This is a genomic window from Bacteroides sp. RTP31139st1_H2_RTP31139_211217, from assembly GCF_040227615.1.
Lineage (GTDB): Bacteria > Bacteroidota > Bacteroidia > Bacteroidales > Bacteroidaceae > Bacteroides > Bacteroides uniformis.
Genome location: NZ_JBCNZM010000014.1, coordinates 1 through 20,633, shown reverse-complemented (window position 1 = coordinate 20,633; position 20,633 = coordinate 1). Strand labels below are relative to the sequence as shown.

Annotated in this window: 14 protein-coding genes and 1 pseudogene; 7 read left to right on the top strand and 8 right to left on the bottom strand. The window is 47.2% G+C overall.

Going from position 1 to position 20,633, the window contains the following annotated elements; all coding sequences use genetic code 11:
* Nucleotides 1-106 precede the first annotated feature (106 nt).
* The 3 genes from nagB to ABUA47_RS03570 form a co-directional block, all read right to left on the bottom strand.
* Nucleotides 107-919 carry a glucosamine-6-phosphate deaminase gene (gene nagB / locus ABUA47_RS03580; protein ID WP_005823882.1) on the bottom strand — a complete coding sequence of 271 codons (813 nt, stop codon included), beginning with the start codon at nt 917-919 and terminating at the stop codon, nt 107-109.
* A 78-nt stretch (nt 920-997) separates the two neighbouring features.
* A complete protein-coding gene (locus ABUA47_RS03575) occupies nt 998-2,197 on the bottom strand; it encodes an FprA family A-type flavoprotein (protein ID WP_005835258.1) in 1,200 nt (399 codons plus the stop codon).
* Nucleotides 2,198-2,258: 61 nt separating this feature from the next.
* The gene (locus ABUA47_RS03570; protein ID WP_035450153.1) at nt 2,259-3,188 is read right to left on the bottom strand and encodes a TIGR01212 family radical SAM protein; all 930 of its coding nucleotides are present in this window, start codon (nt 3,186-3,188) and stop codon (nt 2,259-2,261) included.
* 315 nt (nt 3,189-3,503) lie between these two features.
* Here ABUA47_RS03570 and ABUA47_RS03565 point away from each other — a divergent pair, with 315 nt between their 5' ends.
* The 6 genes from ABUA47_RS03565 (at nt 3,504) to ABUA47_RS03540 (ending at nt 10,861) form a co-directional block, all read left to right on the top strand.
* Nucleotides 3,504-4,463, top strand: coding sequence for an ROK family protein (locus tag ABUA47_RS03565; RefSeq protein ID WP_035450155.1), 960 nt, complete (start codon nt 3,504-3,506; stop codon nt 4,461-4,463).
* Nucleotides 4,456-5,607: an MFS transporter gene (locus ABUA47_RS03560; RefSeq protein ID WP_005835254.1), complete on the top strand. Its 1,152-nt coding sequence runs from the start codon at nt 4,456-4,458 to the stop codon at nt 5,605-5,607. The genes ABUA47_RS03565 and ABUA47_RS03560 overlap by 8 nt, the downstream gene beginning before the upstream one ends.
* A gap of 31 nt (nt 5,608-5,638) precedes the next feature.
* Nucleotides 5,639-6,400: a sugar isomerase domain-containing protein gene (locus ABUA47_RS03555; protein ID WP_005823892.1), complete on the top strand. Its 762-nt coding sequence runs from the start codon at nt 5,639-5,641 to the stop codon at nt 6,398-6,400.
* Nucleotides 6,401-6,601: 201 nt separating this feature from the next.
* The gene (locus ABUA47_RS03550; protein WP_009037143.1) at nt 6,602-8,815 is read left to right on the top strand and encodes a S9 family peptidase; all 2,214 of its coding nucleotides are present in this window, start codon (nt 6,602-6,604) and stop codon (nt 8,813-8,815) included.
* On the top strand, nt 8,815-9,696 hold the full coding sequence (lipA, locus tag ABUA47_RS03545; RefSeq protein WP_005823900.1) for a lipoyl synthase: 882 nt from the start codon (nt 8,815-8,817) through the stop codon (nt 9,694-9,696). The genes ABUA47_RS03550 and lipA overlap by 1 nt, the downstream gene beginning before the upstream one ends.
* A gap of 46 nt (nt 9,697-9,742) precedes the next feature.
* Nucleotides 9,743-10,861 carry a hypothetical protein gene (locus ABUA47_RS03540; protein ID WP_008665606.1) on the top strand — a complete coding sequence of 373 codons (1,119 nt, stop codon included), beginning with the start codon at nt 9,743-9,745 and terminating at the stop codon, nt 10,859-10,861.
* Here the strand turns inward: ABUA47_RS03540 and ABUA47_RS03535 are convergent.
* A complete protein-coding gene (locus ABUA47_RS03535; protein ID WP_005823906.1) occupies nt 10,827-11,531 on the bottom strand; it encodes an SAM-dependent methyltransferase in 705 nt (234 codons plus the stop codon). The genes ABUA47_RS03540 and ABUA47_RS03535 overlap by 35 nt on opposite strands.
* A complete protein-coding gene (locus tag ABUA47_RS03530) occupies nt 11,531-12,388 on the bottom strand; it encodes an enoyl-ACP reductase (protein ID WP_005823911.1) in 858 nt (285 codons plus the stop codon). Before ABUA47_RS03530 ends, ABUA47_RS03535 begins: the two co-directional genes overlap by 1 nt.
* A gap of 361 nt (nt 12,389-12,749) precedes the next feature.
* Here ABUA47_RS03530 and ABUA47_RS03525 point away from each other — a divergent pair, with 361 nt between their 5' ends.
* Nucleotides 12,750-13,403 carry an HAD family hydrolase gene (locus ABUA47_RS03525; RefSeq protein ID WP_009037144.1) on the top strand — a complete coding sequence of 218 codons (654 nt, stop codon included), beginning with the start codon at nt 12,750-12,752 and terminating at the stop codon, nt 13,401-13,403.
* A gap of 155 nt (nt 13,404-13,558) precedes the next feature.
* On the opposite strand, the gene ABUA47_RS03520 is transcribed toward ABUA47_RS03525, so the two are convergent.
* The 3 genes and pseudogenes from ABUA47_RS03520 to ABUA47_RS03510 form a co-directional block, all read right to left on the bottom strand.
* Nucleotides 13,559-14,722 carry a metallophosphoesterase gene (locus ABUA47_RS03520; RefSeq protein WP_005823921.1) on the bottom strand — a complete coding sequence of 388 codons (1,164 nt, stop codon included), beginning with the start codon at nt 14,720-14,722 and terminating at the stop codon, nt 13,559-13,561.
* Nucleotides 14,723-14,740: 18 nt separating this feature from the next.
* Nucleotides 14,741-16,207, bottom strand: a complete 1,467-nt coding sequence (locus tag ABUA47_RS03515; protein ID WP_005823923.1) for a RagB/SusD family nutrient uptake outer membrane protein — start codon at nt 16,205-16,207, stop codon at nt 14,741-14,743.
* 20 nt (nt 16,208-16,227) lie between these two features.
* Nucleotides 16,228-19,383, bottom strand: a pseudogene (locus ABUA47_RS03510) (TonB-dependent receptor); the annotation flags it as partial.
* Nucleotides 19,384-20,633: the final 1,250 nt, after the last annotated feature.

Below are 20,633 nucleotides of genomic sequence, written 5' to 3'. Positions count from 1 at the left end.
CCCTTTTAAATTGCTCTCACTCACCCCTGAAACACCGATGAACAAGCAGATGCAGACAAGCGGTGAGGGTGGTGAGGGTGGAATTGCAAAACTTTTATTAGTTTGCTTATTTCAGCAAGCTTTCCGCATCCAGGTGCTCTGCCTCAATATCCTTGAAGTAGCGGTAAGTACCCACCTTCAATTCTTCGGTGGCCGCATCGTCACAAACGATGATACCCTTTTCGTGCATCTGCAAGGCGCTGATAGTCCACATCTGCATCACGGGACCCTCGACTGCATGATAGAGGGCACGTGCCTTGTTGTGTCCGTTTACGATAATCATTACCTCGCGGGCGCTAAGCACAGTACCGACACCGACGGTCAGGGCAGTCTTGGGCACCTTGTTCACGTCGTTGTCAAAGAAACGGGAGTTGGCAATGATGGTATCGGTAGTCAATGTCTTCTGGCGGGTGCGTGACGAAAGGGAAGAACCCGGCTCGTTGAAAGCGATATGTCCGTCGGGGCCGATACCGCCCATGAAGAGGTCGATGCCACCGTAGGACTTGATTTTCTCTTCATAGCGTGCACACTCGGCATCCAGGTCGGCAGCGTTGCCGTTCAGGATATTGGTGTTCTCCGGCTTGATGTCTATATGGCTGAAGAAGTTGTTCCACATAAAGGAATAGTAGCTTTCGGGATGTTCCTTGGGCAAACCTACATACTCGTCCATATTGAAAGTCACTACGTTCTGGAAAGACACGATGCCTTTCTTGTTCAGGTCGATAAGTTCCTTGTACATGCCCAACGGAGAAGAACCGGTGGGGCATCCCAATACAAACGGTTTTTCAGGTGTCGGATGAGCGGCCTTGATTTTGGCAGCCACATAATGTGCCGCCCACTTTGATACGGATTGATAATCCGGTTGAATGATTAGTCTCATTGTGATTGTTTTATTAGGTTAATAAATTAGGGGTAATTTTCAACTTCAATTCTTAATTTTTTAATTCTTAATTTTCAACTACTTCCTATCCTTCTTCAAACGCTCTGCCATGGCACGTGCCAGGTTTTCGCATTGTTCGTAAGTAATGTCCTTCATGGCCTGCTTCATCTCTACCGGGTCGCCCACAATCTCGAACTTGCTCTTTTCGGCAAACTCGCCCATGCGCTTCACGGCGGCACCCGCCCAGCAGAAGGAGCCGAAGTATCCCAGATAGCGTCCCTTCACTTCGCGTACCAGAATCTTGGAGAGCAAGGATTCTATCTCAGGATAAATCTGGTTGCTGTAGGTGGGGCTGCCGATGATAAGTCCGCGATACTTGAATATGTCGGCAATGATATAAGAAGGATTGCTCTTGCTCACATTGTGCATCACGATGTTCTTGATGCCTTGTGCAGAAAGTTCCGCCGCAATGGCTTCCGCCATCTGCTCCGTGTTGCCGTACATGGAACCATAGGCAATGACCACACCTTCGTCAGCGGCGTAGCGGCTCAACTTGTCGTAGATGCCGATAACCTTGGCTATGTTTTCCGTCCACACCGGCCCGTGCGTGGAGCAGATGGTGGAAATGGGCAGACCGCCCAGCTTGGCAAGTGCCTTCTGCACCGGAGAGCCGTACTTGCCCACGATGTTGGAATAGTAACGCACCATCTCGTCCCAGTATCTGTCCAGATTGATGCGCGTATCCAGGAACCCGCCGTCCAACGTACCGAAACAGCCGAAGCCGTCACCGGCGAAAAGGACTCCTTCCGTTTCGTCAAAAGTCATCATCGTCTCGGGCCAGTGCACCATCGGGGTCATATAGAAACGGAGCTTATGATGCCCCAAAGCCAGAAAATCCTCGTCCTTCACCATGTACTGTTCGCCCGTCACGCCATAAAAGCCCTCTATCATGCCGAAGGTCTGCTTGTTGCCCACGATGATGATGTCGGGGTAATGCTGCTTTATCAGGCGGATAGAGCCCGAATGGTCCGGCTCCATATGGTTGATGATGAGATACTGGATGGGGCGCTCGCCGATAATGCTCTTTATCTTGCGCAGATACACCTCGAAGTAGCAGATGTCCACCGTATCGACCAAAGCGACCGTCTCATCATCTATCAGGTAAGAGTTGTAGGAAACCCCATACGGCAACGGCCACATACCTTCAAACAAATGCTTATTGCGGTCATTCACTCCCACGTAGTGGATTTTTCCTTTTATCACTGTTTTTGGGTTCATAATTATTCTTTATTTAGATTGATTCCATATTTAAAGTTGCGGCAAAAATAATTCTTTTTTCTCACATTTCATACTTCTTTCCCTGATATGCACCGAGTTCTTTCATTCTTTTTTGAACCCGATGATTAAATTCATAATTTTTCAGTCCCCAGTCAGGTGCAATGAGCAGTTCCTTAGGAGACTGGGAGACGAAACGCTCCAGCACCAAGTCCGGCCGCAGATGCTCGATATAGTCTATCACGAGGTCGATATATTCGTCCACACCGAACAGATGGAAATCTTCGGGATGCTGCCGGTACTCTAAAGCCATGCGGGTGCCCCTTATCAGTTGCAGCTGATGCATCTTCAGGGTAGTGAGCGGCAGACGGGACAGTACGCCGGCTTGTACCACGATACTTTCGTGCGTCTCGCCCGGCAGTCCGAGGATGACATGCCCACCGGTCAGGATTCCGCGTGAAGTGGTTCTTTCCACCGCATCGGCGGCGGCATGGAAAGTATGCCCGCGGTTGATGCGGCAAAGTGTCTTGTCGTCGGTACTCTCTATGCCGTACTCCACTAAAAGGAATGTATGCCGGTTCATCTCCTCCAAATAGTCCAGCAGGCTGTCGGGCATACAGTCAGGACGGGTGCCGATGACCAGGCCCACCACCCCGTCTGCCGACAAGGCTTCCTCGTATTTCCGCTTCAGGTCTTCCAGTTCACCATACGTATTGGTATAGGCCTGGAAATAGGCGAGATACTTCATCTCCGGATATTTGTGTGCAAAGAACTGCTTGCCCTCTTCCAGCTGGCGGGTAATGGATTTCTCCGTACGGCAATAATCGGGGTTGAAGGTCTGGTTGTTACAATAGGTGCAACCGCCGACTCCTTTGTTTCCATCCCGGTTGGGGCACGTAAAACCGGCATTCAGCGATATTTTCTGTACCTTATAGGAAAAATATCGCTTCAGAAAAAGAGGGAACTCATTATAGAGCGTAGATTTGGTTTCCATACATATTCCTTATGTAAGTGGCAAATATAGGATTTTTCCGTGGGATGAACCTGCAAAAACAAGAATACTTTCCACCCGATTTGTTAACGAACATAAAACAAAGAATTTCCACCTGCACTAAAAAATGTTTCATCCACTGATATATAACTAATTAGTTGAGAAAGAGTACATCCAAGCGTAATTACATTAAACACAATTTAGTGATTAGACACTCTTTTTACACACAATTTCCTCAGTTTATACACCTCAAGAATGAAATAAATTCATAGCTTTGCATACAACCTTAATGAATCAACCTATAAATACTATAACACCATGGCAACAATCGCATTGGACATAGGCGGCACAAAAATAGCCAGCGCCATTTTCTTTCCGGACGGAAGCATGATGTTTAACCGCAAACGGCTCCTGAAAGGAAGAACCGGTCACGAAGTGGGCAAGCTCGCCGCGGATATCCTCGCCAAACTTCTTACCGTAGCACGCAGAAGCCGTATACACATCGACGGAATAGGTGTCTGCATCCCCGGTATCGTTTACTCCCAAACCAACCGGGTATGGGCCCCCAACATACCGGGCTGGGACAACTACCCCCTCTATGAGGAGCTGCGCAGTGTAACGCCTCCGGGCATCGAGATATACATCGACAGCGACCGTACCTGCTATATGTATGGAGAGATGTGGCAAGGTGCCGCCAAAGAATGTCACAGTGCCATATTCATTGCCGTGGGAACCGGTATCGGTGCCGGCATCATCATCGACGGGCACGTGTTGCACGGAGCCAACGACATTATCGGCGCCACCGGCTGGATGGCCCTGCAACCTCCCTACCGGGAAGAGTATGACGCATGCGGATGTTTCGAATATTACGCTTCCGGCAATGGTATCGGGGCACGGGTACGCGATGCCGTACGCGCCAACAAGTCATATAAAGGAAAACTGCGCCAGAAACCCATCTGTCGCATATCGGCCTATGATGTGTTCAGTGCCTATAATGAAAAAGACCCTATTGCCATCTCCGTATTGCACAAAGCTGTCGAGATGTGGGGCATGGCTTCCGCAAATCTGGTCAGCCTGCTCAACCCGCAGAAGATAATTTGGGGCGGAGGCGTATTCGGCCCTGCCGGTATCTTTATAGATGACATTTACAAGGAAGCCTGCAAATGGGCGCAACCGCTCAGCATCAAGCAGGTGGAATTTGTACCTTCTCAATTGTCCGGTAATGCCGGACTGATAGGAGCAGCGTTTCTTGCCATCAAAAATCACTTGTATGAGTAACAGTTATCACAAGAATCTCGTATTCACGGCAGCGTGCATCGGGATGTGTTTCTTCGGAGTCTCCATGATTACATTGGGAGCAGTGCTGCCATCCCTCATAGCCAAGCTGAATCTGAGCGGGTTGCAGACAACCTCACTGGTCACTTTCCTGCCTCTGGGCATGCTGGCCGGTTCCCTGATTTTCGGTCCCATCGTAGACCGGTTCGGACATAAAGCCCTGCTGGTGCCCAGCTGCATCATCGTACTGCTGGGGATGGAAGGACTTGCCTTCTTTGAAAGCGTGCCACTGCTGCAAGCTTCCATCGTCGGCATCGGCCTGGGCGGAGGCATCCTCAACGGAGAAACCAATGCATTGGTATCCGACATCTCAGGAGAATCCGAAAAAGGCTCACGCCTCAGTTTTCTGGGCATGTTCTACGGACTGGGCGCATTGGGCATACCAATGTTGCTGGGCTCCCTTTCCAGGCATTATTCATTCGAAACCATCTTGCTGGGAATTGGCGTAGTGATGCTTGCGGGCATTATATTCTGCATCCCCGTACGCTTCCCCGCCCCTAAGCAGGCGCAAGGTTTCCCGGTAAAAGAGGGATTGGGACTGCTGAAAGAAAGCAGCTTACTGCTACTCAGCTTCATTCTTTTTTTCCAAAGCGGCATCGAGGGTGTCTGCAACAACTGGTCCACGAGTTACTTTGGGCAGATGACGGATATTCCGGCCAATCAGGCATTGATTGCACTGACCTGCATGGTAACGGGACTGACCGTGGCACGTATGGTGCAGGTTGCGATATTCAAGAAGATAAAACCGGAAACCGTGCTGCCCTACAGCCTTACGCTCACTGCCATAGGCTTCTGTTTCCTTATGTTCTCGCCGGGGTTTGCACGCGCGGCAGTCGGCATGGTACTGGTAGGTATGGGGCTGTCGGCCACGTATCCCGTGATACTCAGCATTCTTGGAAGCCGGTACCCGTCCTTATCGGGAACAGCATTCAGCGTGGCGCTTGCCATAGCCCTCGTCGGCCAGACTGCAATGAACGGCCTGATGGGAATGGTTTCCCAATACACCAATGGCATCGGGCTTTATCCTTATCTGATGATTGCCTCACTTGCCGTCATGTTCCTTTTGTATAAACGCTCACTCAAATAAATTTATTAACTTCTTAAAAAACAAAAAAGTTATGTTAGCACTCGAATGGTTAAAGAATGCCCATGGCATTATGGAAAAACTGGAGGCTACCCAGTTGGAAAACATCAAAAAAGCAGCCACTGTTATGGCAGATTCCATCGAAGCCGGTCGTTGGGTCCACACGTTTGGTTGCGGCCACGCAACAATTCCCGTAGAAGAAATGTATCCGCGTATCGGCAGCTTTGTAGGATTCCACCCACTTTGCGAATTGCCTCTGACATTCTTCACACAGATTATCGGCCAGATGGGTATTCATCAGTTCCTCTTCCTGGAACGGGCAGAAGGCTACGGCCAGGAAATCATGAAGAATTATGATTTTGATTCCAAAGACTGTATGTGGATTTTCTCACATACCGGTATCAATGCCGTCAATATAGACATGGCATTGGAAGCCAAGAAGCGCGGCATGAAAGTTATCGTATACGGTTCGGCCAGCGAAACGGGCGACAAGGCCAGCCGCCACTCCAGCGGAAAGAACCTCTTCCAGTTGGCAGATATCGTAGTGGATTCCTGCGTTCCCCTGGTAGACGCCTCTGTACCTTTGAAGAACCACTTCGACAAGGTAGGTCCGTTGTCTACATTGAGTTTCGTCACCATGGTATGGATGACCATCACTACCGTTGCTGAAATCCTTGCCGACCGTGGCGTACACTTGTACATCCATCCGTCGCACAACGTTCCGGGTGACACAACCGCCCACGAACGACTGGATGCAGCCATTGCAGAATATCAAAGAAAAGTCAAGTGCTTGTAACGAAAGATATTCCAATCATCATCTCATCCAATCATCATCTATGAGTGACGGAGGCCCGTTCCTGCTTCGCCCCCAAGAAGCAGGACGGGCTTTTTCTGTTCAAAAAGAATAAAATCGGCCCACTGCTTCGATAAATCTTCCCTTTGTTGTATATTTGTTCCCCAGAAAAAATAGGGAAACAGATAAGCATAAAAGATAGATATGAAACAGATAAGCATCGCACTTCTCCTCTGCCTCTGTACGCTGGCAGGTTTCGCCCAAAGTGGCAAGGCACTCGATTTGAAAGAAATCGTATCGGGCAAGTTCACTCCGAAGAATATTTCCGGCGTTATCCCCATCCCGGGAGACGGGGAACATTATTCGCAGATGAATGCGGACAGGACACAAATCATCAAGTACTCCTTCAAAACGGGAAAACCCGTGGAAGTGCTGTTTGATGCCGCTACCGCACGCGAATGCACGTTCAAGACATTCGACAGCTACAGCTTTGCTCCGGACGGCAGTAAGCTGCTCATTGCCACCGAAACAACTCCCATCTACCGTCATTCCTATACGGCTGTGCATTACATCTACAGCCTAAAGCGCAATCTGGACGGTAAAATCAACAACATTGTGGAAAAGCTTTCGGACGGCGGCCCGCAACAGGTGCCCGTATTTTCACCGGACGGCAACCAGGTGGCTTTTGTACGCGACAACAACATCTTCCTTGTAAAACTGCTCTACGGCAACAGCGAAAGCCAGGTGACGGAAGACGGGAAACAGAACGAGGTGCTGAACGGCATCCCCGACTGGGTTTACGAAGAGGAGTTCTCCTTCAACCGTGCGCTGGAATTCAGTGCCGACAGCCAGATGCTGGCTTTCATCCGCTTCGACGAGAAAGATGTTCCCTCCTACTCTTTCCCTCTTTTTGCCGGACAAGCCCCCCACTTCACCCCTTTCGAGAAGTATCCGGGAGAGTATACTTACAAATATCCTAAAACGGGAGAAGTAAATTCCAAAGTGTCCGTACACACCTTCGACATCAAGTCGAAAGTGACCCGCAAGATAAACGTGCCGGTAGATGCAGACGGCTATATTCCCCGCATCCGCTTTACCCAAGACCCCAACAAACTTGCCGTCATGACACTGAACCGCCATCAGAACCGGTTCGACCTATACTTTGCCGACCCTCGCAGCACGGTAGCCAAACTGGCTCTGCGTGATGAAAGCGATACCTATATCCGCGAGAATGTATTCGACAACATCGTCTTCTATCCGGAAAATTTCAGTTTTGTCAGCGAAAAGAGCGGATACAACCATCTGTACTGGTATAGCATAGGCGGCAATCTGCTGAAACAAGTGACAGCCGGACAATATGAAGTGCAGGAGTTCCTGGGTTATGACCCCGAAGAAGGAAGCTTCTACTTCAGCAGCAACGAGGAAAGCCCCATGCGCAGTGCCATCTACAAGATTGACCGGAAAGGTAAAAAGACCAGACTATCGTCACAAGCCGGAACAAACAGTGCGCAGTTCAGTGCGAACATGAAGTACTATATGAACCGTTATTCCAATCTGGACACTCCGACCGTCATTACGCTGAACGACAATACCGGCAAGACTCTTGCCACCCTGATGGACAATGCGGCATTGAAGCAGGAAATCAGCGGCTATGACATGCCACGGAAGGAATTCTTCACTTTCCAGACTTCCGACGGAACCACATTGAATGGCTGGATGATGAAACCTGCCGACTTCTCTGCCGGCAAGAAATACCCGGTACTGATGTACCAGTACAGCGGCCCCGGTTCACAGCAAGTGCTTGACAAGTTCAGTGTAAGCTGGGAAACCTACATGGCATCACAAGGCTATATCGTGGTTTGCGTAGACGGGCGTGGCACCGGAGGACGGGGTGCCGAATTCGCCAAATGCACCTATCTGAACCTGGGTATCAAGGAAGCCAAAGACCAGGTGGAAACCGCCCTCTACATGGGCAACCAGCCTTATGTGGACAAAAACCGCATCGGAATCTGGGGATGGAGTTACGGTGGATACATGACCATTATGAGTATGAGTGAAGGAACACCGGTATTCAAGGCCGGAGTAGCCGTAGCTGCCGTTACCGACTGGAACTACTACGACACCGTTTATGGCGAACGCTTTATGCGCACACCGAAAGAAAACGCCGAAGGCTATAAGGCCAGTTCCACCTTTACCCGTGCCGACAAGCTTCACGGCAACCTGCTGCTGGTACACGGCATGGCAGACGACAATGTACACTTCCAGAACTGTGCCGAATATGCCGAACAACTGGTACAACTCGGCAAACAGTTCGATATGCAGGTTTACACCAACCGCAACCACAGTATCTACGGAGGAAATACCCGGTTACACCTATACACGCGGTTGACCAACTTCTTCAACAAAGAATTGAAATAATGCCCGAAAGAGTACGTAAGCCTGAGTGGCTCAAAATAAGCATCGGTGCCAACGAGCGCTATACCGAGACCAAACGCATTGTCGAATCGCATTGCCTACATACCATCTGTAGCAGCGGCCGTTGCCCCAATATGGGGGAATGTTGGGGGAAAGGCACCGCAACCTTCATGATTGGGGGAAATATCTGCACCCGGTGCTGTAAGTTCTGCAACACGGCAAGCGGGAAGCCCTTGCCACTGGATGCCGATGAGCCTACACATGTGGCAGAGTCCATTGCCTTGATGAAACTCTCCCATGCAGTCGTCACCTCCGTAGACCGTGACGACCTGCCCGACTTAGGCGCGTCACACTGGGTACGTACCATCCGGGAAATCAAGCGGCTCAACCCTGACACCACCGTCGAAGTGCTGATTCCCGACTTCCAGGGAAGAAAGGAACTCGTGGCACAAGTCATCGATGCACAACCGGAAATCATTTCGCACAACATGGAGACTGTCCGTCGCATCAGCCCCCTCGTACGCAGTGCCGCCAAGTATGAAACAAGCCTGGAAGTGTTGCGGCAAATTGCAGAAAGCAATACTACCACCAAGTCCGGCATTATGGTGGGATTGGGCGAGACTCCGGAAGAAGTGGAAGAACTGATGGACGACCTCCGCCGGGTGGACTGCCACATACTGACTATAGGCCAATACCTTCAACCCACACACAAGCATTATCCGGTAGCAGCATATATTACTCCCGAACAATTTGCACTCTACAGAGAGAAAGGATTGAAAAAAGGGTTTCAGCAAGTGGAAAGCGCTCCATTGGTACGCTCCTCTTATCATGCGGAAAAACAGATCCATTTTATACAAAAAAGAAGTAAAATAGGAAACATTTAAATTTCCCAGTTGTTATGATGTAAACGACAAAATCATAATACGGATAATGAGCCATCAAAGAATTTTATCATCAAGATTCAATATGTCGCTGGGATTCATCCCCGTTATAATATCCATCATATTATGCGAGTTTATAACGCAGGACATGTCCATCTACATCGGTGCAGGTGTAGGACTCTTGTTTAGCATCTATTCGGTGAGGCATAGAGGAACGCATGTTCCGCAAATCATACTTTACTGTACTACCGGAATGTTACTGCTGTTATCGGTAACAACCCTATTCCTCGTAAACTACTGTCCCCGTTTCATGCTTCCGTTCACGCTGGAAATCAGTGCCATCATTCCCCCATTCGTCATCTACCTCAATAGGAGAAAATTTCTGGACTACCACATGTCTCAGACACAGAAATGCTGCAAGCAGCTTTTTGCACAAGGGGCAGAAGCCGCCATCGTATCCTCACGCGTAATCCTTATCATAAGCCTGCTGCATTTTCTGATTATCTTCTTGGCGGTTCTGGTCAGTTACCCTTTGGGAGACACTACCCGCCACATTCTGTTTTATGTGGCGCCTCCCCTCGTCTTTATATCAGGCATTCTGTTCAATCAGTTCGGCATTTTCTATTTCAATATAGTGATGAACCACACGGTTTTCGTACCGATAGTCAATACCAAAGGAGATGTCATGGGGAAAGCCATCGCCTCAGAAGCCATCAACCGGAAAAACGACTATATCAATCCGGTCATCCGGATTGCCGTTGCCTCACACGGCATGCTGTTTCTCCTCCCCCGCCCCAAATGCAACGTTTTCGAGAAAGATAAAATCGACTTGCTGATGGAGGGTTACCTGATATATGGAGAAACATTGGAACAAGGCGCACACAGAATTTTACGACAAACGCTTCCCACCGCCCCATTAGACCATTTGCACTTCAACTTCATGTATCATTTTGAGAATGAAGCCACCAACCGCCTGGTCTATCTCTTCACACTAGACCTGGACGATGACTCCATCCTATGCAATAAGAATTTCAAGGGGGGAAAGCTATGGACATTCCAGCAAATGGAACACAACCTGGGACGGAACTTCTTCAGCAGTTGCCTGGAATATGAATTCGAGCACCTGGAAGCTATTATTTATACAAGAGAAAAATACAAGGAATCTTAGAAAGGTCGGGAGTCTTGCCCTGCCACTCCCTCACGGTCTTGGTTTTGATATACTCCCCTTCACAAGTAATGTTCGCCGCAATGCAGAGCTTGGTCTGCGGACGGCAGTTATGAAGAATATCCTCTATCATCTTATTATTGCGATAAGGCGTTTCAATGAAAAGTTGAGTCTGATGTTCATTATAGACGCGTTGTTCCAGCATTTTCAGCTTTTTGGCACGCTCTGCCGGTTCAATGGGAAGATAACCATGGAAGGCAAAGCTCTGACCGTTGAAGCCGGAACCCATGACGGAGAGGATAATGGAAGAGGGCCCCACCAAGGGGACCACTCTCAAGTTTTTCCGTTGTGCAATAGCCACTACGTCCGCTCCCGGGTCGGCCACAGCCGGACAACCGGCTTCGGAGATCACGCCCATCGGATGCCCCTCCACCAGCGGCTTCAGATAGCCGGAGATGTCTTCGGGCGACGTATGCTTGTTCAACGTATAGAATGTCAGCGCATCAATATCTATTCCCTTGTCCACCTTTTTCAAAAAACGGCGTGCCGAGCGCACATCCTCCACGATGAAATAGCGGATTCCCAGTATTATCTCCTTATTATAAGGAGGCAACACCGTTTCAATAGGCGTATCGCCCAGCGTGACTGGCAAAAGATAAAGTGCGAGTTCCATTAGCCGTAAATGATATTTCCGTTTTCGTCCTTATACTCATCCAGTCCCTTCTCGTAAGTAGCCATGGCGCGAAGGCTCATACCTACGCTGGAGAAACCTCCATCGTGGAACAAGTTCTGCATAGTGACCTTGCGGGTGAGGTCGGAAAACATCACGATACAGTAGTCCGCACACTCATCGGCAGAAGCATTACCCAGAGGAGACATGCGGTTGGCGAAGTCGAACAGTTTGTCCATACCCTTCACACCGGAACCGGCAGTGGTCATCGTGGGAGACTGGGAAATGGTGTTGACACGTACATGGTGTTCACGTCCGTAGATGTAACCGAAGCTGCGGGCAATGGATTCCAGCAGTGCCTTGGCATCTGCCATATCGTTGTAACCGTAGAACGTACGTTGCGCAGCCACATAACTCAAAGCCAGAATTGAACCGTAGTCGGCAATGGCGTTGAGTTTCTTGGCAGCTTGTATCATCTTGTGGAAAGAGACAGCGGAGATGTCCAGCGTCTTTTCCAACATATCGTAATCCAAATCATCATATGTACGTTTCTTACGCACATTGGGAGACATACCAATGGAGTGCAGCACGAAGTCAACCGGGCCACCCAATACTTCCATAGAGCGTTTGAATACATTTTCCAAATCTTCTACACTTGTAGCATCTGCGGGAATCACCTCGCAGTTCAGTTTCTCCGAAAGAGCGGACACTTCGCCCATACGGACAGCAACCGGTGTATTCGATAAAGTGATGGTTGCACCTTCTTTTACTGCTTTTTCTGCTACTTTCCAGGCAATGGACTGCTCATTCAGAGCACCGAAAATAATGCCTCTTTTTCCTTTCAACAAATTGTAACTCATACCTATTTTTAGTAAAATTCGGCTGCAAAGATAGGAAGTTTTTGCATAAAAAGCCCGAAAGTGTGCAAAGAAAAGGGAAGAACGGCAAAAAATATACCGATCACCCACTGCAAAACTACTGCAACGCTTGTGCAGTACCACTGCAATACAGTTGCAGTATCACTGCAAACATATTTGCAGTAACGCTGCACTCCATCTGCAGTACTACTGCAAAACGCATGCAGCAGGAATGCAGTAATAACGCACTGATTATCAGCCCAGGGCTTCCTATTCTGCAAATACCTGATGAAACCCGAGACAGCATTTGAACATGAGCGCAAAAAGCCCTATATTTGCAGCAAACTAAAAAATAGAGAAGGCAATGAAGAAGTTGATTATATTTGACCTGGACGGAACTTTACTGAATACAATAGCCGATTTGGCACAAAGTACAAACCATGCCCTGCAAGCGCTTGGCTATCCCACTCACCCGGAATCGGCCTATAACTTCATGGTTGGCAACGGAATCAACAAACTGTTCGAGCGCGCCCTCCCGGAAGGGGAAAAGAGCGAAGAAAACGTCCTGCGCGTCCGCAAGGAGTTTGTGCCTTATTATGACGTGCACAATGCTGATAAAAGCCGCCCTTACCCCGGCATCCCCGAACTACTGGAACAGTTGCAGGAGAAAGGGATGATATTGGCAGTGGCTTCCAACAAATATCAATCGGCTACCGTGAAACTGATTTCACATTATTTCCCCAACATACGTTTTACCGCCGTCTTCGGACAACGGGAAGGGGTCAACGTGAAGCCCGACCCAACAGTGGTGCATGACATTCTGGACATCACCCGGATATCCCGTGAAGACGTGCTATATGTGGGAGACTCCGGAGTGGATATGCAGACGGCCGCCAATGCCGGAGTCACTGCCTGCGGAGTCACCTGGGGATTCCGTCCCCGCACAGAACTGGAAGAGTTTCATCCGGCACATATCGTAGACAATGCTACGGAGATTGCCGTTATCGCCGCTCTTTGAGAAGGCACTCCCTCCCCCCCAGCTATCCGAGAGTGCATATTTACATTATGATATTTTTTAGGCGCGGATTACGCGAAAAACACGGAGTTTTTCTTTGTCTCTCCGTGAAATCCACGTACTTCCACGCCTAAAAAATAATCAGAAAGAGAACAGCCTCAGAACAATTTTCGCATCGCTCCTTTATCTCCTACCACAAGATAGGTATTCCCGTCAATCAGTAAAGCGCGCCCACGTTTCTTCTTTCGGTTTTCCTCGTTATCCACATTCACTCCAATCACCCGTCCATCATAGAAAGTGGAAATATCCTTAAAGATAGTATGCCCCACAATGATATGTTCGACGTCATAACGTTTCAACATCAGTTGCAGGGAGTCTTGTGCCAATGGATGGTATTTTGCATCCGTCCGTACCAATCCACGATACCAGATAGGTCCGCTATTACCATATAGGAAAGCCGTGAGAGGCGATAAGGCCTTACGTTCCTTCTTGCTCATGAACAATGCACGGCTCATTTCCTCATTCACTGTGGGAATATTCAAGTCACGGTCATAAAACTCCTTTCCCAAACCTGCGTGCACATACAGATTAGGTCCGATGGTCTGCATCGTATTACGGGTACCAAGCCATTTGCCAAGTTCTGTGTCCGGACCGAACAATGCCGGATAATCCATACCCAGTTTTCGGGCCAATGTCTTGTACTTTTCTTTGGTATAACGCAAATCATTTGCCGTCACAAGTGGTTCATGGTTACCCAACAGAAACGAAACATGACCACCTGCATCTGCCGCCTCCTTCTCCAATTTATAGAACAGCCAAAATATCTGCGGCACATCTTTGCCACGGTCAAATATATCACCGATAACCACCAGATGGTTGGTTCCAAAACTCCAATGGTAGTCTTTATCAATGACATTGTTGCCTCGCAGCAAGCTCATCACGCAATTCAACTTGCCATGGGGGTCAGACATCACAAACACTTTATCCGGTTGTCTGTATTGCCATTCCGGACGTTTGACCGGATGCAGCTTCACATCAAACGGATAACGCCCTTTGTGGTCCGTGACATGAAGGGTGAAATCCTGAGGAAGCACCGTATAAGTCGTATCTTCTATCTGCCCTTGGGCTGTAACACTTATGACGCACACCTTGCCGTCCGGTTCATAAATCACATAAGGTCCGTCTGCCGACAATTCCTCCTTCTTCTCCTTATCCTTCTTCTTACCGTCTAAACCAAGAGTTCCGGCACTTAGGCCGGAACTGATGAAAGTTAGAATAAATACAGTAAAAAAAGACTTTACAATAGTAGTCTGATACTTCATATTCTCGCTTTTTTGGAATTAATCACCATAAGTCGGATTCTGCTGCATATTCGGATTGGAATTCATCTCCGCCTTAGGAATGGGCAATACTACACGATAATAGTTCCAATCAAAAGATACGCTCTCATCCACCATCTTCAGATGTGAAGTCTCGGCTATTTCCGGGAATTCCTTGGTCGACTCCTTGCGCACGATAGTCTGATGATTACGAAGGGCGTCGAAGAAACGGTGTCCTTCACCGAACAACTCTTTACGGCGTTCCAACAGAACATCATCCAACGTCACCGTCTTACCCTGCACGGTCTTTTCCGGATTGGCACGGCTGACAATAGCATCCAGATACTTTACAGCCTTGTCATTGTTATTGAGCTTTACAGCCGCTTCGGCAGCAATCAGATAAAGTTCGGACAGACGAAGTACTGGAATATTGGAATCTTCCACAGCCTTGCCGCTCTGCGGCTGATACTTGGCTATGTAAGCTCTCTTTGTCTTAGGAACAACCGTATATGCCTGATTCCTGACATCATCCGGATCTTCCTGCATCAGTTCATAGAAAGAACTGGTCAGGCAATAATCATCATAACCCGCCTGCCAGCAAAGGTAAGCCACACTTTCTTTACCAACGCCGTCCACTGTCAGATTCACCAACTCAAACAAGACTTCTCCCGGATCGGAAGAGGCAAAATCAGTTCCCCATATCGTGCCATACTCATCATTGGTCCACAAACGGTACTTATTCTTTTCCGCTCCCGCAATGGCAGCTTCAGCCGTAATCAAGGCATTCTGATTATCTTCCATATACAAATAGGCTCTACTCAGCAACAGCATTGCCGCCCACTTATTAATCTTACCCTTGTTGAATTCTTCATCCAGCAGGTCAGCACCTTCCTTCAAATCCTTGATGATTGCCTCATAACACTGGGCAACGGTATTGCGCGACGGCTTGTTTTCCGTATTGGATACTTCGGTCACAATAGGCACTCCCAAAGAAGCTCCTCCATCCTTGGCATACGGATAGCCGAAGAAACGGGTCAGGTCGAACAAGGCAAATCCACGGAGAGCCAAGGTCTGGCCTTTCAGGTCGTTGAAGTATTCCGTATCATCCTCACTGACATCCAATCCGTCTATTTGAGACAAAATGATATTACAATTCTGGATAATCTTATAGGCATAAGACCAGTGGGAAGACGGACCGGAATCCTTTGTATAGTCCAGCATATAGTAGCTGGTGGTACGCTTTCCGGTCTTTATGGACTGCGCATCGTCACCCGTCACGTCTCCGTAATAAATCATACGGCCCGAGTAATAGTTGGTACTGCGCATCACGTCGTAGATACCGTTCAAGCTATATTCCACATCATCCAGATTCTGTATGGCGGTTTCAGTCGGAATCTTTGTACTGGATTCAACATCAAGCCAGTCATTGCCACAGGAGGCGGTCAGGCTGACCAACATCCCCATCATCATATATTTTAATGCTTTCATTGTGTTTCTTTATTATGAGGTTAGAAATTCAAATTAAGACCGAAAGTTACTGTTTTCAAAGGAGGTGTTCCCCAGCCGGCTGTACCTGCACTGACTGATTCCGGATCATAGAAATCGTAAGCGGCCCAAGTCCACAAGTTGTTGGCAGATGCGTAAAGGCGCAGGCTGTTTACGCCGATTTTCCGGGTCCATGTTTTAGGAACGGTCACACCGAAAGTCAACGTTTTCAGACGGATAAAGTCCGTGCTGTGCAAGCGGCGGGTAGTGGTAACGCCATTCATGGCTACCGCCGGCTTCTCTATAAACACTTCATATTTACTGATATCTCCCGGTTGCTTCCAATTGTCACGATAATAGGCCGGAATATTAAGAGTAAAGTCCTTGCCGCCATGTTCTGTTTTCTGTGCCCAGTTATCATATCCATAAGCACCGAACTGATAAGAGAACATGAAGCTCAAATCGAACCACTTGTAACGCAAAGTATTAGAGAGACCACCGGTCACATTGGGCTCGGCATGTTTCTTCAGAGGAATGGCTTTGGCATCCTTGTTATTCTCTGTGATTTCCTTAATATAGTTTCCATTCTCGTCCACGTCGTTGGTATAGAACTGAGGTGCACCGGTCTCGGGGTTGATTCCAGCAAATTCTATCATGTAGAATGTACGGTAGGACTTGCCAATCATGTGAATCTGCGAGCCGCTGATAATCTGGGTCTGTTCGCCGTCCAGTTTCACAATCTTATTCTTGTTGTGCGAAAGGGTGAAAGAGGTAGACCAGTCAAAGTCTTTGGACACAATGTTCTTGGAATTGATTTCCAATTCCACACCCTGGTTCTTCACCTCACCGATATTCATCAGATAGGAACTGAAACCGGTAGTCATAGATACGGGACAGTCCATCAAAAGGTTCTTAGTAGTACGGGTATAGTACTCCAAAGTGAAGTTCAAACGGTTGAAGAAGCCGAAGTCCAGACCGATATTCAAGTTGTAATTCGTTTCCCATTCCAAATCCCTATTTTCAATCTGCGACTGAATCAATGCAGGATTCTCCATATAGCCGCCACTAAGGCTCGTCAAGCCCATATAGCCGTATAAGTCGGAGGGCAACGTACCATTCACACCGTAGGATGCACGGAGTTTCAAATCGGTCAGCCATTTGGACGTGGGTTTCATGAAATCCTCTTCGATAATACGCCATGCTCCTGAAACAGACCAGAAACTTCCCCAGCGATTATCTCTGTGCAAACGTGAACTGCCATCCATACGATAGCTCCCACCCAGATAATACTTGTTCTTGTAGTCATAGTTGAGACGGGTGATGTAAGAAACCATTCTTGACCTCTTGGAAGAACCATCTATGCTCTCTAAAGTCTGCCCGTTGGCAATGTCATTCTTTATCGGAGTCAGGAAGTTAGTAGCATATCCCGACAAGAAATCATTGTACTTGGAATCGATTTCATATCCGACAAGGGCATCCAAATTGTGGTCCTTTTGGATAGTAGTCTTGTAAGTCAACTGGTTTGACCACACCAACTTGTTATATTCACTATATGCCTTTTCGGCTCCACCATTATTCTTCTCACCGTCGGAGGTACGGGAGTCTTTCCATTCTTTACCCTTACTGATGTTATAGTCATAGCTCAAAATAGACTTTAACTTCAAGTCCTTGATAAATTCATATTCGGCATTAATCGTATTGAACATACGGGTAACATACTCACGCTGGTAATTGTACTCCTGGGCAAGAACGGGATTTCTTCTTGACAACGAAATCAAGTCCTGGTTATAGCTTCCATCTTCATTGTAAACCGGATCTGAAGGCGTCAATTTGCTTACGCTGGAGTAGAAAGGAGCAGTATAACCGGTTCCTTCACTATATACATCCTGATTCAGATTGGTAAACATGATGTTGCCACCGAATTTCAATTTATCCGTAGCCTGAAAATCAACATTCAAACGCCCGGTAATTCTTTCCAGCCCCGATGTTTTTACAATACCTTCTTGGTTGAGATAGGACAATGAAGAATAGTATTTGAATTTGTCGGTTCCTCCGGATATGGAAGCCTCATAACTGGAATGGCTTCCTTTCTTGAACAGATAATCTCCCCAATCCGTATAGCCGCACCAGGGAACCGGAGCATATTTGTCGATATTCTTATCAGCATAAGCTATGGCATCCGCATCCGATTTGCCGCTGCGCTGTTGTCCAAGAACCATACCATTGTATATGTATTCGCGACGTTCTGCTCCGCTCAAAATAGGACGATAATCCATAGCAAAGTCACTGAATCCCCAATCGGCTTTCAAACTGATAGAAGCCTTACCGGTTTTACCTTTCTTCGTCGTAATCAGAACCACACCATTCGCAGCGCGCGAACCGTAGAGTGATGCAGCAGCGGCATCCTTGATAATCGTAATATTCTCAATATCCGAAGTGTTGACGGTTGACATGGCATCCAGACCACCATCCGAACTGATGGAGTTTATCGAACCGGAAGTAACGGGCACTCCATCAATAACATACAGCGGAGAGTTGGAGGCATTGAAAGAGCCCATACCACGAATACTCAAAGAAGCTGAAGAACCCGGCTGGCCAGAAGCAGAAGTAAACTGTACACCCGTAGCATTTCCCTGCAACAAATCCTGGAAAGAAACGGAAGGCACATCGGCAATCTTTTCATTCTTCACACTGGCAGCCGAACCCGCATAAGCAGATTTCTTGAATGTACCGTAACCGGTTACAACCACCTCTTCCATCATATTTGCATCCGGCACCAATACAATCTTCAATATCTTACCCGAAGTAGCTTTCACTTCCTGACGAACATAGCCAACATAAGAGACAAGCAAGGTAGCCGATGCATGCTCCACCTTGATAGAGAAACCTCCATTCAAATCGGTAATCTGGCCGTTTGTAGTACCTTTGACCAAAACATTGGCTCCAATGACGGGCTCACCGGTCTCATCCACCACTGTTCCGGAAATAACATTAGCTTGTTCTACTGCCTTCACAGCATTCACTTCATTGGCTGGACGGATAGCAATGGCCCCGTCTTTTACGACATAAGCCAATCCGCTATTCTTAAGACATTCATCCAGCACTGCTGCGATTTTTCCATTCGTGACCCTCAAATTACGTACCTTGACATTCTTTACGTCATTTGTACTATAAATGTATTTACAACCGATTATTACTCAATATTTTATAGATAATAAGTCAGAAATATGGTTGTTATTTTTAATTGCACATTCTAAAAGGTGAAGATTTAACGCTTTTATTGATTATTAACTCAAAAAGGACATCAACTTGGGTCGTTTCTTCTCTTTTCCTTGCTATTCGTTTCCGATATTCCACTTTTGTTTTGGTCTATCTCATATGTACTGCAAAGGTATTGATTTTTGTTTGATATTGCTCCTTGCTTGCTCCTTGTCGTAGATTAATTTTCACACAGGAATTTTTGTTCTCTTTCTATAGGGGCTTGAAACAATCCATTTATTGGAAACAATTAAAGACGGAGCTGGTTTGCCCCAGTGCTTTTTAAGAAACAGGGCAATTATTTTATCTCCACAAAGGCTCTTGTTCCCAATTATGAGGAAAGCCTAATAAACGAGTTCTTACTGATGGGTATTTCGATAAAAGCTGCTTGAAATCTGCAACAAAAGTGTTGCCCATAGAAATGGAGTTAAGCCAATACACCACATAGCAGAGTTGCGGATAAAGTGTTTGTTCACGGAACGAGAAATCCGTAATCCATGTGTTTGGCATACGCATAGGCATCATTGGCTTGACAGGAAAGACCCGATTTGACAGTCTTGAATGATGGGCGCAGCAATTACGAAGTACGGGTCTGGGTACGGATTAAAAGGCTAAGTGATTATTTTCAGTCATTTAGCCTTTTTAATTATCTAATTTTTCCCCACATTTTCCCCACAGCTGTCTATTTATATACAGGGCAACCGCATCAAAATAACGTTAGCTTAGGAAACAAACGTAGTTTTCAACCTCCTCCTCTCCCTTATTGTCCATTTTCCTAAAAAAACCATTGGTCCAAATCGAAACTACTACCCCATAAAAATTGATTTTTTGCCCCATATAATTCAAATTTCCCTTGCGGGTAATATTTTTTAAGAAACATGATTTTTGACAACAGGCTATTATTCAGACAAATACAAAATTATGCATTTTTAAGGGGGGATATTGTAAATTGTTGAAACTTCTCATCCTTGTATCCACCCCACTTATCCCTATTAATACAAAATCGACAAGTATTGATTATCAGGTTATTGACATTTTGATGCGGTTGCCCTGATTTATATATTTTAGAAACATATTTTTCCGTAAAGTTATGTACTAAAGTTTCCCACCCCTTAAAACACTAACTTTTCTCATTTTCCTTTGTCTGTCTTCCCCCATATCCATTGACTGT

Bases quoted from the DNA above. Each gene is read 5' to 3' on its own strand.
- ABUA47_RS03520 (WP_005823921.1), bottom strand. From the start codon at position 14,722: ATGAAGTATCAGACTACTATTGTAAAGTCTTTTTTTACTGTATTTATT.
- ABUA47_RS03535 (WP_005823906.1), bottom strand. From the start codon at position 11,531: ATGGAACTCGCACTTTATCTTTTGCCAGTCACGCTGGGCGATACGCCT.
- ABUA47_RS03530 (WP_005823911.1), bottom strand. From the start codon at position 12,388: ATGAGTTACAATTTGTTGAAAGGAAAAAGAGGCATTATTTTCGGTGCT.
- lipA (WP_005823900.1), top strand. From the start codon at position 8,815: ATGCCCGAAAGAGTACGTAAGCCTGAGTGGCTCAAAATAAGCATCGGT.
- ABUA47_RS03515 (WP_005823923.1), bottom strand. From the start codon at position 16,207: ATGAAAGCATTAAAATATATGATGATGGGGATGTTGGTCAGCCTGACC.
- ABUA47_RS03560 (WP_005835254.1), top strand. From the start codon at position 4,456: ATGAGTAACAGTTATCACAAGAATCTCGTATTCACGGCAGCGTGCATC.
- ABUA47_RS03550 (WP_009037143.1), top strand. From the start codon at position 6,602: ATGAAACAGATAAGCATCGCACTTCTCCTCTGCCTCTGTACGCTGGCA.
- ABUA47_RS03575 (WP_005835258.1), bottom strand. From the start codon at position 2,197: ATGAACCCAAAAACAGTGATAAAAGGAAAAATCCACTACGTGGGAGTG.
- nagB (WP_005823882.1), bottom strand. From the start codon at position 919: ATGAGACTAATCATTCAACCGGATTATCAATCCGTATCAAAGTGGGCG.
- ABUA47_RS03540 (WP_008665606.1), top strand. From the start codon at position 9,743: ATGAGCCATCAAAGAATTTTATCATCAAGATTCAATATGTCGCTGGGA.
- ABUA47_RS03570 (WP_035450153.1), bottom strand. From the start codon at position 3,188: ATGGAAACCAAATCTACGCTCTATAATGAGTTCCCTCTTTTTCTGAAG.
- ABUA47_RS03555 (WP_005823892.1), top strand. From the start codon at position 5,639: ATGTTAGCACTCGAATGGTTAAAGAATGCCCATGGCATTATGGAAAAA.
- ABUA47_RS03565 (WP_035450155.1), top strand. From the start codon at position 3,504: ATGGCAACAATCGCATTGGACATAGGCGGCACAAAAATAGCCAGCGCC.
- ABUA47_RS03525 (WP_009037144.1), top strand. From the start codon at position 12,750: ATGAAGAAGTTGATTATATTTGACCTGGACGGAACTTTACTGAATACA.